Raw genomic sequence first — 13,866 nt, forward strand, 5'->3', positions numbered from 1 at the left:
GTCAGAATCCGCTGGGTGAGCCATGCGTCGGTGCGGGCCGTTCCCGCCCCCGTCGCCGTGCCGGGGCCGCGGCGTTCTTGAACTCCCTTTTCCCCACGGGCTCTTGTCCCGGCCGGAGGGCAGCGGCTTCACTGGCGGTCCACTCACACACCGAGGGGACTTCCTTGACCGCGATACGCACCACCACCGTGGCGACCGCCGTGACCGCCGCCGTCTGCGCCGCCGTGCTCGCCACCGCGATCCCGTCCGCGGCGATCAACTCGTACAACGCCACCCCCGCCCCCGAGCGCACCGAGGTGGGCGCCCTGGTGGCGACCTGGGACGACGACGGCGACCCGAGCACCCCGGACCGGGTGGACTGGGTCTGCTCCGGCACCATGATCGACGCGGACACCTTCCTGACCGCCTCGCACTGCACGACGGACTGGCCGGAGAACGTGCGTTTCTACGTCTCCCTCGACCAGGACGTGCAGTCCGGCCTGGACCGGGCCGCCGCCGAGCACCCGGGCGACCCGGCCGCCGTGGCGCGGGCCGTCGCCGTCGAGGGGACCGCGCACAGTCACCCCCTGTACCCGGGACCGGCGTCCGACCCGCACGACATCTCGGTGATCGAGCTGCCGGCGGCGAAGGTCAAGGAGCGCTGGAGCTTCACGCCCGCGAGCCTGCCGACGGCGGGCGCGCTCGACGCGCTGGGACCGCAGGGGCTGAACAGCACCGACTTCCTCGTCGCCGGATACGGCACCCAGGAGGCGCTCCGCGGCCCCGGCGGCCAGACCCACCCCGGCGGTGGCGTGCGGATGAAGGCGCCGGTGACGTTCGACGCCCTCAACAACGCCTGGATCCGGCTCGGGATGACGGCGCCGCAGGGCAACGGCGGTGCCTGCTACGGGGATTCGGGCGGCCCGAACTTCGCGACGCTCGACGGCCGGCGCACCCTGGTGGCCACCACGATCACCGGTGACACGCCCTGCTACGCCACCAACGTGGTGTACCGCCTGGACACTCCGGGCGCCCGCGACTTCCTGAAGCCGTACGTCCGCCTCCCGTGATCCGCAGGCCGATCGCCCCGGTCAGGGCCGCGCTCGTCGCGGCCCTGACCGGCTGTGCGCTGGTCCTCTCCGCCGGCTGCGAGCAGGCCCCCAAGTCCCCTTCCCCGCAGACGAGTTCTCCTGAGGCGCAGACGAGTTCGCCCGCCGACGTGTGCACCAACCTGGTGTCGTACTGGGTGAAGGAGGCCCTCAAGGGCAGCAAGTGGGCCGGGCTCGACTGGGAGCAGAAGGGGATGTCGAACGAGCAGTACGAGATCCATGACGCGGTCCTGGTCGCGGCGCGGGCGGAGGAGGCGCGGGCCGGTCGCGAGGCGGCCTTCGCGTACACGGACCGGGAGACGCGGCGGCGCTGCGAGGAGGCAAGGGGGGCGACGGGCAGCTCGGAGAACTGGCGTCCGCCGGGTGAGCAGAAGACCCTCCCGAAGACTCCGTCCGGGGGCACCTCCACACAACCGACCGGGCATCCGAGCGGCGGTTCCCGGCCATCGCCGACGTAACTCAGCGTGACATTTTCACGTGCGGGGACGCACTCCGGAACGGAACGTTCCGGTCAACGTTTCCGTCCGCTGGTGAATGAGCCACTGTCCGATAACCGGACACCCTCACAGCGGGCCGGTCAGGACCGTGATCCACTCAAGCCCCTTAGCGGAACTGCGCGTTCTCACTATGTGAACACCGCACTACCGACCGCTATGCCCGGATTTGCCCATGGCCTGCACACCGTCTCTGCCCGTCGGCATAACAAGACAGTCACATCCTGACGTCCGCGCTCCCAGTCCTTCCCCACCTGCGCCTAGAGTCACGGCCAGTCACCGCGCCGCCGGGCGCTTCCACTGCACGGCCCTGCTCGACCCAGTACGGCCCGGCATCGAAAACGGCACCTCTCGCTTCACAGCTTCACGGCACCGCCTCAGCTGAGGGGGCCGCGCCAGGGAAAGGATTTTTCGTGCGACACCGTTCTTTGCTCATCCTCACCAGCGTGCTCACCACGGGAGCGCTCACCCTCACCGCCTGCGGTTCGCGCGACGAGGGCAAGGGCGGCGGCGACAACGCCGGCGGCACGACCACCGTCGTCATCGGTGTGGACGCCCCGCTCACCGGTTCGCTCTCCGCGCTGGGCCAGGGCATCAAGAACTCCGTGGACCTGGCGGTCCAGACCGCCAACAAGAACAAGGAAGTCCCGGGCGTCACCTTCAAGATCGAGGCCCTCGACGACCAGGCCGTCCCGGCCTCCGGCCAGGCCAACGCCACCAAGCTGGTCGGCAACAAGGACGTCGCCGGTGTCGTCGGCCCGCTGAACTCCGGCGTCTCCCAGCAGATGCAGGGCGTCTTCGCGGCCGCCAACCTGGCCCAGGTCTCCCCCGCCAACACCAACCCGTCGCTCTCCCAGGGCGACAACTGGGGCAAGGGCGACTTCAAGCGCCCCTTCAAGACCTACTTCCGCACCGCCGCCACCGACGTGGTCCAGGGCAAGTTCGCCGCCCAGTACCTCTTCAAGGACGCGGGCAAGAAGAAGGTCTTCGTCGTCGACGACAAGCAGACCTACGGCGCCGGCCTCGCCACGATCTTCTCCGACGAGTTCAAGCGCCTCGGCGGCCAGGTCGTCGGCACCGACCACGTCACCGTGAAGGAGACCGACTTCTCCTCCACCGCCGACAAGGTCAAGGCCTCCGGCGCCGACTCCGTCTACTTCGGCGGCCAGTACCCCGAGGGCGGTCTGCTCTCCGACCAGATCAAGAAGACCGGCGCCAAGATCCCCACCATGGGTGGCGACGGCATCTACGACCCGGCCTTCATCACCGCCTCGGGCGAGGCCAACGACGGTGACCTGGCCACCTCGATCGGCTACCCGGTCGAGAAGCTCCCGACCGCCAAGAAGTTCATCGAGGACTACAAGGCGGCCGGCTACAAGGACCCGTACGCGGCCTACGGCGGCTACTCCTACGACGCCGGCTGGGCCCTCATCCAGGCCGTCAAGACCGTCGTCGCCGCCAACGGCGGCAAGGTCCCGACCGACATCCGCGCCAAGGTCACCGAGGCCATGGGCAAGGTCTCCTTCGACGGTGTGACCGGCAAGGTCTCCTTCGACGAGTACGGCGACACCACCAACAAGCAGCTCACGGTCTACAAGGTCGAGGGCGGCAAGTGGGTCGACGTCAAGAGCGACACCTTCAACCAGTAAGCACCGCCCCGGCAGCCCCGCCGGAAACCCCGCACGACCGCAACACCTGAACCAGCCCGCGCGAGGGCGCAAACAGCGCCCTCGCGCGGTGTCATATCCGACAAGCTCATCGGAGGCCCGCGGTGAACGAACTGCCGCAACAGCTGGCCAACGGTCTGGCCCTCGGTGCCCTTTATGGCCTCATCGCCATCGGGTACACCATGGTCTACGGCATCGTCCAGCTCATCAACTTCGCCCACGGCGAGATCTTCATGATCGGGGGCTTCGGCGCCCTCACCACCTACTCCGTTCTGCCGAGCGGAACGTCCCTGCTGGTGGCGATCCCGCTCATGATCGTCGGTGGCGCCATCGCCTCCGTGGCCGTCGCCACCGCCGCCGAACGGTTCGCCTACCGGCCGCTGCGCAACGCGCCCCGGCTCGCCCCGCTCATCACCGCGATCGGCCTGTCCATCGCGCTGCAGCAGCTGGTCTGGCAGTTCTACCCGGACGCCAAGAAGGCCGTCTCCTTCCCCGAGTTCCCGGGCGAGGCCTTCGAGATCACCAAGAACCTCTCGATCCAGCGCGCCGACCTCTTCGTCCTGATCCTCGCCCCGCTGTGCATGCTCGCCCTCGGCCTCTTCGTCTCCAAGAGCCGCAGCGGCCGCGCCATGCAGGCCACCGCGCAGGACCCGGACACCGCGAAGCTGATGGGCATCAACACCGACCGCATCATCGTCATGGCCTTCGCCATCGGTGCCGCGTTCGCCGCCGTCGCCGCCGTCGCCTACGGCCTCGACAAGGGCCAGATCAACTTCGAGATGGGCTTCATCCTCGGCCTCAAGGCCTTCACCGCGGCCGTCCTCGGCGGCATCGGCAACATCTACGGCGCCATGGTCGGCGGCGTGGTCCTCGGCATAGCCGAATCCCTCTCGATCGCCTACATCGAGGACATACCCGGCATGCACCAGCTCGGCGGCGGCGCCTGGTCCAACGTGTGGGCCTTCGTCCTCCTCATCGTCGTCCTCCTCGTGCGGCCCCAGGGTCTGCTCGGCGAGCGTGTCGCGGACAGGGCGTGAGCAACATGACGACCGAGAACATCACCGCACCCGTGGCCGAAGCCCCGGCCAAGGCCACCGGCCTGCTCTGGACGATCGTCGCCGGCTCCGTCGCGACCGTCGCCTCCGCCTTCCTCGCCTGGACCTGGACCGCCGAGTTCCCCGGCGACCTCACGATCTACGGCAACCCCGCCCCACTCCAGCTGCTCACGCTCGTCGGAGCCGTCCTCACCGGCCTGCACGCGCTCTCCGCACTGGGCATCAAGGGCCTCGGCTGGCTGACCCCCACGGGCACCCGCAAGCCGCTGTGGATCCTCGCCCTCGGCACCTTCGCCACCACCCTCTTCACCGCGATCGCGATCATCGTGGAGCTGGGCCACCTGGTGGACCTGGAGCCCGGTGCCGTCGTCGCCGTCGTGGCCGCCGCCGTCCCGGCGATCGCCGCCTTCAAGCTCGCCGACGACACCCACAAGGCGGCCCCCGCCAAGCAGCTGCCGTCCTGGGCCGAGATCCTGATCATCGTCGGCGTCTTCACCATCGGCCTCCTCGTCGTCACCTTCGGCATCGACACCGACGACAACGAGCCGCAGCTCTTCGTCGCGTACCTGATCCTCGTCGGCTTCTCCGCCACGGCGCTCGTCAAGTCCGGGCTCACCACCCGCCTCTCGCAGATCACCGCGCGCAACCGCCAGGTCACGATCACCGCCAGCCTCGTCATGGCGATCGCCTTCCCGTTCCTCCAGCAGAGCGGCGACACCTACACGCTGATCGCGGTCAACATCCTGATCTTCGCGACCGTCGCCCTCGGCCTGAACATCGTCGTCGGCCTCGCGGGCCTGCTCGACCTCGGTTACGTCGCCTTCCTCGGCGTCGGCGCCTACACCGCGGCCCTGGTCTCCGGAGCCACCTCCTCCGCCTTCGGCGTCCAGTTCCCCTTCTGGGCCTCCGCCCTCACCGGCATGGCCGCCTCGCTGGTCTTCGGCGTCGTCATCGGCGCCCCCACCCTGCGACTGCGCGGCGACTACCTCGCCATCGTGACCCTCGGCTTCGGTGAGATCTTCCGCATCGCCATGGGCAACCTCGACGGCACCTCGGGCCCGCAGATCACCAACGGCCCGAACGGCATCCCGAACATCCCGCAGCTGGAGTTCTTCGGATACAACTTCGGCGAATCCCACACCGTGTTCGGCATCGAACTCGGCGCCTACGCCAACTACTACCTGCTCATGATCCTCATCATGGCGCTGGTCGTGATCGTCTTCTCCCGTGCCGGCAACAGCCGCATCGGCCGCGCCTGGGTCGCCATCCGCGAGGACGAGACCGCCGCCACCGCCATGGGCATCAACGGCTTCCGGGTGAAGCTCGTCGCCTTCGCCCTCGGCGCGTCCCTGGCCGGCCTCGCCGGCACGGTACAGGCACACGTCAACACCACCGTGGTCCCCGAGAACTACGTGTTCGCCGGCCCCGTCCCGCCGAACTCCGCGTTCCTGCTCGCGGCCGTCATCCTCGGCGGCATGGGCACGATCACCGGTCCCATCGTCGGCTCCGCACTCCTCTTCCTCATCCCGGCCAAGCTGTCGTTCCTCCAGGACTACCAGCTGCTCGGCTTCGGCATCGCACTGATCCTGCTGATGCGCTTCCGCCCCGAGGGCCTCATCGCCAACAAGCGGGCGCGGCTGGAATTCCACGAGAACGACGAACAGCCCGACGTACCGGAGCAGCGGCACTCCGCCGAAGCGGACGCAGCGGCCGCCGGTACGGCGAAGGCAGGGGCGTGAACGGCATGACGACGACCACCACCACCGAGACCGGCGGCACCGAGACCGCCACGGCGGCCACCGTCCTCAACGCCAGCGGTGTCACCATGCGCTTCGGCGGCCTCACCGCCGTACGCGGAGTGGACCTGACCGTCCGCGAAGGCGAGATCGTCGGTCTGATCGGCCCCAACGGCGCCGGCAAGACGACCTTCTTCAACTGCCTGACCGGCCTGTACGTACCCACCGAGGGCCAGGTCACCTACAAGGGCACGGTGCTCCCGCCCAAGCCGCACCTGGTCACCCAGGCCGGCATCGCCCGCACCTTCCAGAACATCCGCCTCTTCTCCAACATGACCGTCCTGGAGAACGTCCTCGTCGGACGCCACACCCGGACCAAGGAAGGCCTGTGGTCCGCGCTCCTGCGCGGCCCCGGCTTCAAGCGCGCGGAGGCCGCCTCCCGCGAACGGGCCATGGAACTCCTGGAGTTCGTCGGCCTCGCCAACAAGGCGGAGCACCTGGCACGCAACCTGCCGTACGGCGAGCAGCGCAAACTGGAGATCGCCCGCGCGCTCGCCAGCGACCCCGGCCTGCTGCTGCTCGACGAGCCGACCGCCGGCATGAACCAGGCCGAGACCCGCACCACCGAGGAGCTCGTCTTCGCGATCCGCGACCTCGGCATCGCCGTCCTGGTCATCGAGCACGACATGAAGTTCATCTTCAAGCTGTGCGACCGGGTGGCCGTCCTCGTCCAGGGCGAGAAGCTCGTCGAGGGCACCGCCGAGGTCGTCCAGGGCGACGAGCGCGTCGTGGCCGCCTACCTGGGCACGCCGTACGAGGACGCGCCCGGCGCGGCCGAGGTCGCCGAGGTCGAGGCGGCGGAGGCCCACGCGGCCGCGGAGCACGCGGAGGCCGAGGAGGCGGAGGCCGAGGAGGCCGAAGCCGTCACCGGGGCCGAGGAGGCCGAGACCGCGGACGCCGAGGAGGCCGAAGCCGCCACCGAGGCCGACGCGTCCGACGACGCCCCGGCGGACGAAGCGGACGACACCCCCGCGGACGACGCGGACGACGCCGACGCGGCCCCGGCCGCCGACGCCGACACCGCGGACAGCACCACCCCCGAAGGAGACTCCAAGTGACCGCACTCCTCGAAGTCGAGGACCTCAGGGTCGCCTACGGCAAGATCGAGGCCGTCAAGGGCATCTCCTTCTCGGTCGAGGCCGGCCAGGTCGTCGCCCTGATCGGCACCAACGGCGCCGGCAAGACCACCACCCTGCGGACCCTGTCCGGACTCATCAAGCCCACCGCGGGCAAGATCACCTTCGACGGCGAGGTCATCAACGACGTCCCCGCCCACAAGGTGGTCGCCCGGGGCCTCGCCCACTCCCCCGAGGGCCGGCACATCTTCCCCCGGCTCACCATCGCCGAGAACCTCCAGCTGGGCGCCTTCCTGCGCAGCGACAAGGACGGCATCGAGCGGGACGTACAGCGCGCCTACGACCTCTTCCCGATCCTGGGCGAGCGTCGCAAGCAGGCGGCGGGCACCCTGTCCGGCGGTGAGCAGCAGATGCTGGCGATGGGCCGGGCGCTGATGTCCCAGCCCAAGCTGCTGATGCTCGACGAGCCGTCGATGGGCCTCTCCCCGATCATGATGCAGAAGATCATGGAGACGATCGCCACGCTGAAGTCCGAGGGCATGACGATCCTGCTCATCGAGCAGAACGCGCAGGCCGCCCTGTCCCTCGCGGACCACGGCTACGTGCTCGAGGTCGGCAAGATCAAGCTGGACGGCACCGGCCAGGACCTGCTCGTGAACGACGACGTGCGCAAGACGTACCTCGGCGAGGAGTAGGCGCGTCCGCCACGAACGAAGGCCCGCCCCACGACGACGTGGGGCGGGCCTTCTCGTACGTACGGAAGCGACCTGACGGCCTACTGCTCCTTGGCCTTCGCGGCCTTCTTCTCCTCGGCGTCCTCGATGACCGCCTCCGCGACCTGCTGCATCGACAGGCGCCGGTCCATCGACGTCTTCTGGATCCAGCGGAACGCGGCCGGCTCGGTCAGCCCGTACTGCGTCTGCAGGATCGACTTCGCGCGGTCGACCAGCTTGCGGGTCTCCAGGCGCTGGCTGAGGTCGGCGACCTCCTTCTCCAGGGCCCGCAGCTCGGCGAAGCGCGACACGGCCATCTCGATGGCCGGCACCACGTCGCTCTTGCTGAACGGCTTGACCAGGTACGCCATGGCGCCGGCGTCACGGGCACGCTCGACGAGCTCGCGCTGGGAGAAGGCGGTCAGCATGAGGACCGGGGCGATGGACTCGGCGGCGATCTGCTCGGCCGCCGAGATGCCGTCGAGGACCGGCATCTTCACGTCGAGGATGACGAGGTCGGGCCGGTGCTCCCGGGCCAGCTCCACGGCCCGCTGCCCGTCACCGGCCTCGCCGACGACCGTGTAGCCCTCCTCCTCCAGCATCTCCTTGAGATCGAGGCGGATGAGGGCCTCGTCCTCGGCGATGACGACACGGGTCGTCAGCGGCGGGACGTGGGACGCGGCGTCTACGTCGGCGGCGGGCTGGGGCGACTCGGGGGCGGTCACGGATGGCTCCTCGTTGCGGGGCAGCTACTGCTCCCCATGAGCCTACCTAGCTGCGGTAAGGTGGACGCGCGCAGGGTGAGGGGAAACCTTCGATTCCGTGGGCCCCGGTAGCCCAATTGGCAGCAGGCAGTGGATTCAAAACCCACACAGTGTCGGTTCGAGTCCGACCCGGGGCACTTTTCCTTCGATTCCAAGGTCGGGCGACATTGCACGGCCGTCACTCACACGCGTGAACTCCGCCGACCCACACCCCGTCGCCGAGCCGAACCAGTCATTCTCGACCGCGTGTACGACATTGGAACGCGCCAGCGGGCGCTGGCTCTCGTCGCCCAAGGGCACAGCCTCAACTCGGTGAGCAAGCAGACTGGTATCTCTCGAGCTGCGTTACGGGGATGGCGAACACGACTCGAGCCGCTTCCCCGCATCAACGGGCAGTCCCGACCCTGCCCGCGATGCCGTCCGGAGCCGGGGGTGCCGGAGAACATGGCCACCTACGCCTACCTGCTCGGCCTCTACCTCGGCGATGGCTGCATCAGTGACCATCCCCGAGGCGGCCACCATCTCCGGATCGCCTGCGCCGATGCCTGGCCTGGGCTGATCGATGCATGCCGCGAGGCGATGCTGACCGTACGGCCTGAAGGAAGCGTCTGCATTCTCAAGAAGCAGGGGTGCGTCGCCGTCACCAGCTACGGTCGGCACTGGAAATGCCTCTTCCCACAGCACGGGCCCGGCAAGAAGCATGAGCGGCGCATCTTCCTCGACGCCTGGCAGCAGGAGATCGTCGACGCGCACCCATGGGACTTCATCCGGGGGCTCATCCACTCCGACGGCTGCCGGATCACTAACTGGACAACCCGGATCATCGGCGGTGAGCGCAAGCGCTACGAATACCCCCGGTACTTCTTCACCAACAAGTCCGACGACATCCGGCGACTTTTCACGAAAGCGCTGAACACAGTCGGCATCGAATGGAAGCGTTCCAACGCTTACACCGTGTCCGTCGCCCGCAAAGCCTCCGTCGCCCTCATGGACGCCCACGTCGGCCCCAAGTACTGACCGCCGTCAGCTCGTCACCGGGTCCCCGATGTGGTGGACCCGCACCAGGTTCGTCGAGCCCGGCACGCCGGGCGGGGAGCCCGCCGTGATTACCACGATGTCGCCCTTCCGGCAGCGGCCGAGTCGCAGCAGTTCCTCGTCCACCTGGGCGACCATCGCGTCGGTCGAGTCGACGTGCGGACCGAGGAAGGTCTCGACGCCCCAGGTGAGGTTGAGCTGGGAGCGGGTGGCCGGGTCGGGGGTGAAGGCGAGCAGGGGGATCGGGGAGCGGTAGCGGGAGAGGCGCTTGACCGTGTCGCCGGACTGGGTGAAGGCGACGAGGAACTTGGCGCCGAGGAAGTCGCCGATCTCGGCGGCGGCCCGGGCCACGGCGCCGCCCTGGGTGCGGGGCTTGTTGCGGTCGGTCAGTGGGGGCAGGCCCTTGGCGAGGATGTCCTCCTCGGCCGCTTCGACGATGCGGCTCATGGTGCGCACGGTCTCGATGGGGTACTTGCCGACGCTGGTCTCGCCGGAGAGCATCACGGCGTCGGTGCCGTCGATGACGGCGTTGGCGACGTCGCTGGCTTCGGCGCGGGTGGGGCGGGAGTTGTCGATCATCGAGTCGAGCATCTGGGTGGCGACGATGACCGGCTTGGCGTTCCGCTTGGCGAGTTTGACGGCCCGCTTCTGGACGATCGGCACCTGTTCGAGGGGCATCTCGACGCCGAGGTCGCCGCGGGCGACCATGATGCCGTCGAAGGCGGCGACGATCTCGTCGATGTTCTCGACGGCCTGCGGCTTCTCGATCTTGGCGATGACCGGGATGCGGCGGCCTTCCTCGTCCATGATCCGGTGGACGTCCTCGACGTCCCGGGCGCTGCGGACGAAGGAGAGGGCGATGACGTCGGCGCCGGTGCGCAGGGCCCAGCGGAGGTCTTCGACGTCCTTTTCGGAGAGGGCGGGGACGGAGACGGCGACGCCGGGCAGGTTGAGGCCCTTGTTGTCGGAGACGAGGCCGCCTTCGATGACGAGGGTGTGGACGCGGGGGCCTTCGACGCCGGTGACTTCGAGGGTGACGCGGCCGTCGTCGACGAGGATGCGTTCGCCGGTGGTGACGTCGGCGGCGAGTCCGGTGTAGGTGGTGCCGCAGCAGTGCTGGTCGCCTTGCATGGGCTCGACGGTGATGGTGAACTCGTCGCCGCGTTCAAGGAGTACGGGGCCTTCGCGGAAGCGGCCGAGGCGGATCTTCGGGCCTTGAAGGTCGGCGAGGACGCCGACGCTCCGGCCGGTTTCCTCGGCGGCTTTGCGGACGTGCCGGTAGCGCTCCTCGTGGTCGGCGTAGCCGCCGTGGCTGAGGTTGAGGCGGGCCACGTCCATTCCGGCCTCGATCAACGCCTTGATCTGGTCGTATGTTTCGGTGGCGGGCCCAAGGGTACAAACGATTTTCGCTCGGCGCATAAGGCGAGACTAGGGCTTACCGGCGGGTAGCGAAGGGGCCCGGCATGACGACTCAACAACCTTTCCGTGAAAGGTTGTTGACAAGACTTGAATGTGTGCGGGCTATTGCTCCGATGAGCGGGTTACGGGCCGAAAAGCAGTTCGTCTCGGACTTCGGTCAGAGCGCGGGTGGGGACATCACGAAGCGCGCCGCGACCTCCGCCGTGACCGTCTGTCGCTGCGGTTCGAGGTCCAGTGGAGCGGGTGATTCCACCGCCTCGGCCGCGAATGCCATCCGCATTCCGCCGACCGGCGCCGGCATGCCGGGCGCGAGGCCCGTGTCGGAGAGTTCGAGCAGGGCGACGAGCGAGGAGCCGAGCGCCTCGGCGTACTCCCGGGCCCGGCGCACCGCCTCCTTCACCGCCTGCCGGCGTGCCTCGGCGTGTGCCGGGGAGTCCGGGTGCAGCGCCCACCAGGGGCCGTCGACGCGGGTCCACTCGAGGTCGGCGAGGCGGGTGGTGAGCTCGCCGAGTGCGGTGAAGTCGGTGAGCTCGGCCGAGAGGTGCACCCAGCCCTGGTAGCCGCGGACGCGTTCGCCGCGGCCGTGCCGGGCCGGTTCGGGGGTGACGGAGAGGGCGCCCGTCTCCAGGTTGGCGACGGCGTCCCCGTACGACTTGATCAGGGCGATCGCGTCGGCGTTACGGCTCGTCAGGGCGGCGAGCACCGCGGTCCGGTCGGTGCCCCGGGCCCGTACCGCCACGCCGATCCGGGCGAGCTCGGGGTCGACCTCCAGGCGGCCCTCGCCGCGGACGGTCACCTGGGGCGCCTCGGGGGTGGGGTGCGGCTGTGTCATACCGAACACTTTCCCACTCCGTAACCCGAAAGGGCTGTTGCGACAGTGCCGTCTGAGCCAGAATCTACGCGCGTTGTGCGCCATGGCAGGCGCCGAACCAAGGGGAGAAACACATGCCGCTGAACCGCCGGGCCTTTCTGGAGACCTCCGCCGCCGTCGGAGCCGGAGTCGCTCTCACCGCCGGGGTCGCCGCCCCCGCCGAGGCCCAGGAGGGCACCGCGGCCCTCGACCGTCCGCGCCCGCGGAAGCGGTACTCGTTCACCGTGATGGGCACCACCGACCTGCACGGAAACGTGTTCAACTGGGACTACTTCACCGACAAGGAGTTCGACGACAAGGCGCACAACGACGTCGGCCTCGCCAAGATCTCCACCTTGGTCAACCAGGTCCGCGCGGAGAAGGGCGAGGAGAACACGCTCCTCATCGACGCCGGCGACACCATCCAGGGCACCCAGCTGTCCTACTACTACGCCAAGGTCGACCCGATCACCCAGGCCGGCGGCCCGGTCCACCCGATGGCCCAGGCCATGAACGCCATCGGCTACGACGCCGCGGCGCTCGGCAACCACGAGTTCAACTACGGCATCCCGGTGCTCCGCAAGTTCCAGGAGCAGCTCGACTTCCCGCTGCTCGGCGCCAACGCGCTCGACGCGAAGACGCTGCGGCCGGCCTTCCCGCCGTACAGCCTGCACTGCCTGCGCACGCCGCACGGCCGGGACGTCACGGTCGCCGTGCTCGGTCTGACCAACCCCGGCATCGCGATCTGGGACAAGGCCAACGTCACCGGCAAGATGGTCTTCCCCGGCCTGGAGGAGCAGGCGGCGAAGTGGGTGCCGAAGCTGCGTTCGATGGGTGCCGACGTGGTGATCGTCTCCGCCCACTCCGGTTCCAGCGGCACCTCCTCGTACGGTGACCAGCTGCCGTACATCGAGAACGCGGCCGCGCTCGTCGCCGAGCAGGTGCCCGGCATCGACGCGATCCTGGTGGGTCACGCGCACACCGAGATCCCCGAGTACAAGGTCACGAACAAGGAGACCGGCAAGGACGTCGTGCTGTCCGAGCCGCTCAAGTGGGGTCAGCGGCTCACCCTCTTCTCCTTCGACCTGGTGTGGGAGAAGGGCCGCTGGGTCGTCGAGCGGGTCGGCGCCCAGGTCCTCAACTCCAACACGGTGGCCGAGGACCCGGAGATCACCGGGCTGCTCGCCGACGAGCACAAGAAGGTCGTCGCGTACGTCAACCAGGTCATCGGCACCTCGACCGCCGCCATGACCACGGCCGACGCGCCGTGGAAGGACGAGCCGATCATCGACCTGATCAACGTCGTCCAGGCCGAGACGGTGAAGGCGGCCCTCGCGGGCGGCCAGTACGCGAACCTGCCGGTGGTCTCGCAGGCGTCGTGCTTCTCGCGGACCGCCCGCATTCCGGCCGGCGAGATCTCCATCAAGGACGCCGCCGGGCTCTACGTCTTCGAGAACACCCTGGAGGCCCGTCTGATGACGGGCGCCCAGCTGAGGGACTACCTGGAGTACTCGGCGAGGTACTACGTCCAGACTCCGGCGGGCGCGCCCGTCGACACCGCGAAGCTGACCAACGCGGACAACACCCCGGACTACAACTACGACGCGGTGTCGGGTCTGACGTACGAGATCGACATCGCGAAGCCGGCCGGCTCGCGGATCGCGAACCTGTCCTTCCAGGGCAAGCCGCTCGACCCGGCGGCGCAGTTCGTGCTCGCCGTCAACAACTACCGGGCGAACGGCGGCGGCGCGTTCCCGCACGTCGCCTCCGCTCCGAAGCTGTGGGCCAACTCGGACGAGATCCGCAACACGATCATCGGCTGGGTGAAGGCGAAGGGGACGATCGACCCGTCCGCCTTCGCGTCGGTGGACTGGAAGCTGACCCGGGACGGCGTGCCGGTGTTCTAGAC

General features: G+C 68.9%; 12 protein-coding genes and 1 tRNA gene. 10 read left to right on the plus strand and 3 right to left on the minus strand.

Annotated features, from left to right (window positions below; all coding sequences use genetic code 11):
- Window positions 1–164 precede the first annotated feature (164 nt).
- The 7 genes from ACWEJX_RS08685 to ACWEJX_RS08715 all read left to right on the plus strand — a co-directional run bounded on the left by ACWEJX_RS08685 (window position 165) and on the right by ACWEJX_RS08715 (window position 7,871).
- Window positions 165–1,049 (plus strand): trypsin-like serine protease, encoded by an 885-nt coding sequence (locus ACWEJX_RS08685; RefSeq protein WP_451606792.1) that lies wholly within the window; start codon window positions 165–167, stop codon window positions 1,047–1,049.
- The gene (locus tag ACWEJX_RS08690; RefSeq protein ID WP_451606793.1) at window positions 1,046–1,546 is read left to right on the plus strand and encodes a hypothetical protein; all 501 of its coding nucleotides are present in this window, start codon (window positions 1,046–1,048) and stop codon (window positions 1,544–1,546) included. The genes ACWEJX_RS08685 and ACWEJX_RS08690 overlap by 4 nt, the downstream gene beginning before the upstream one ends.
- A gap of 449 nt (window positions 1,547–1,995) precedes the next feature.
- Window positions 1,996–3,231, plus strand: a complete 1,236-nt coding sequence (locus ACWEJX_RS08695) for a branched-chain amino acid ABC transporter substrate-binding protein (protein ID WP_451606794.1) — start codon at window positions 1,996–1,998, stop codon at window positions 3,229–3,231.
- Between the two features lie 122 nt (window positions 3,232–3,353).
- Window positions 3,354–4,286 carry a branched-chain amino acid ABC transporter permease gene (locus ACWEJX_RS08700; RefSeq protein WP_451606795.1) on the plus strand — a complete coding sequence of 311 codons (933 nt, stop codon included), beginning with the start codon at window positions 3,354–3,356 and terminating at the stop codon, window positions 4,284–4,286.
- Between the two features lie 5 nt (window positions 4,287–4,291).
- Complete coding sequence (locus tag ACWEJX_RS08705; RefSeq protein WP_451606878.1) at window positions 4,292–6,043, plus strand: branched-chain amino acid ABC transporter permease; 1,752 nt, start codon at window positions 4,292–4,294, stop codon at window positions 6,041–6,043.
- A 5-nt stretch (window positions 6,044–6,048) separates the two neighbouring features.
- The gene (locus ACWEJX_RS08710) at window positions 6,049–7,158 is read left to right on the plus strand and encodes an ABC transporter ATP-binding protein (RefSeq protein WP_451606796.1); all 1,110 of its coding nucleotides are present in this window, start codon (window positions 6,049–6,051) and stop codon (window positions 7,156–7,158) included.
- A complete protein-coding gene (locus ACWEJX_RS08715) occupies window positions 7,155–7,871 on the plus strand; it encodes an ABC transporter ATP-binding protein (RefSeq protein WP_451606797.1) in 717 nt (238 codons plus the stop codon). Before ACWEJX_RS08710 ends, ACWEJX_RS08715 begins: the two co-directional genes overlap by 4 nt.
- Window positions 7,872–7,951: 80 nt before the next feature.
- On the opposite strand, the gene ACWEJX_RS08720 is transcribed toward ACWEJX_RS08715, so the two are convergent.
- Entirely contained in the window at window positions 7,952–8,614 is a 663-nt protein-coding gene (locus ACWEJX_RS08720; RefSeq protein WP_451606798.1) for an ANTAR domain-containing response regulator, read from the minus strand.
- A 101-nt stretch (window positions 8,615–8,715) separates the two neighbouring features.
- On the opposite strand from ACWEJX_RS08720, the gene ACWEJX_RS08725 reads away from it, so the two are divergent.
- Together ACWEJX_RS08725 and ACWEJX_RS08730 are read left to right on the plus strand one after the other, a co-directional pair.
- Window positions 8,716–8,790, plus strand: a tRNA-Leu gene (locus tag ACWEJX_RS08725).
- A 109-nt stretch (window positions 8,791–8,899) separates the two neighbouring features.
- The gene (locus ACWEJX_RS08730) at window positions 8,900–9,670 is read left to right on the plus strand and encodes a transcriptional regulator (protein ID WP_451606799.1); all 771 of its coding nucleotides are present in this window, start codon (window positions 8,900–8,902) and stop codon (window positions 9,668–9,670) included.
- A 6-nt stretch (window positions 9,671–9,676) separates the two neighbouring features.
- On the opposite strand, the gene pyk is transcribed toward ACWEJX_RS08730, so the two are convergent.
- Window positions 9,677–11,107, minus strand: coding sequence for a pyruvate kinase (pyk, locus tag ACWEJX_RS08735; RefSeq protein ID WP_451606800.1), 1,431 nt, complete (start codon window positions 11,105–11,107; stop codon window positions 9,677–9,679).
- A 157-nt stretch (window positions 11,108–11,264) separates the two neighbouring features.
- Window positions 11,265–11,939, minus strand: coding sequence for an SIMPL domain-containing protein (locus ACWEJX_RS08740; protein WP_451606801.1), 675 nt, complete (start codon window positions 11,937–11,939; stop codon window positions 11,265–11,267).
- A 113-nt stretch (window positions 11,940–12,052) separates the two neighbouring features.
- On the opposite strand from ACWEJX_RS08740, the gene ACWEJX_RS08745 reads away from it, so the two are divergent.
- The gene (locus ACWEJX_RS08745; RefSeq protein ID WP_451606802.1) at window positions 12,053–13,864 is read left to right on the plus strand and encodes a 5'-nucleotidase C-terminal domain-containing protein; all 1,812 of its coding nucleotides are present in this window, start codon (window positions 12,053–12,055) and stop codon (window positions 13,862–13,864) included.
- The last annotated feature ends 2 nt before the right edge of the window (window positions 13,865–13,866 follow it).

It is taken from the genome of Streptomyces sp. NPDC004788, from assembly GCF_053601115.1.

Coding starts and splice junctions, on each gene's coding strand:
- pyk (WP_451606800.1), bottom strand. CDS start 11,107: ATGCGCCGAGCGAAAATCGTTTGTACCCTTGGGCCCGCCACCGAAACA.
- ACWEJX_RS08745 (WP_451606802.1), top strand. CDS start 12,053: ATGCCGCTGAACCGCCGGGCCTTTCTGGAGACCTCCGCCGCCGTCGGA.
- ACWEJX_RS08740 (WP_451606801.1), bottom strand. CDS start 11,939: ATGACACAGCCGCACCCCACCCCCGAGGCGCCCCAGGTGACCGTCCGC.
- ACWEJX_RS08705 (WP_451606878.1), top strand. CDS start 4,292: ATGACGACCGAGAACATCACCGCACCCGTGGCCGAAGCCCCGGCCAAG.
- ACWEJX_RS08710 (WP_451606796.1), top strand. CDS start 6,049: ATGACGACGACCACCACCACCGAGACCGGCGGCACCGAGACCGCCACG.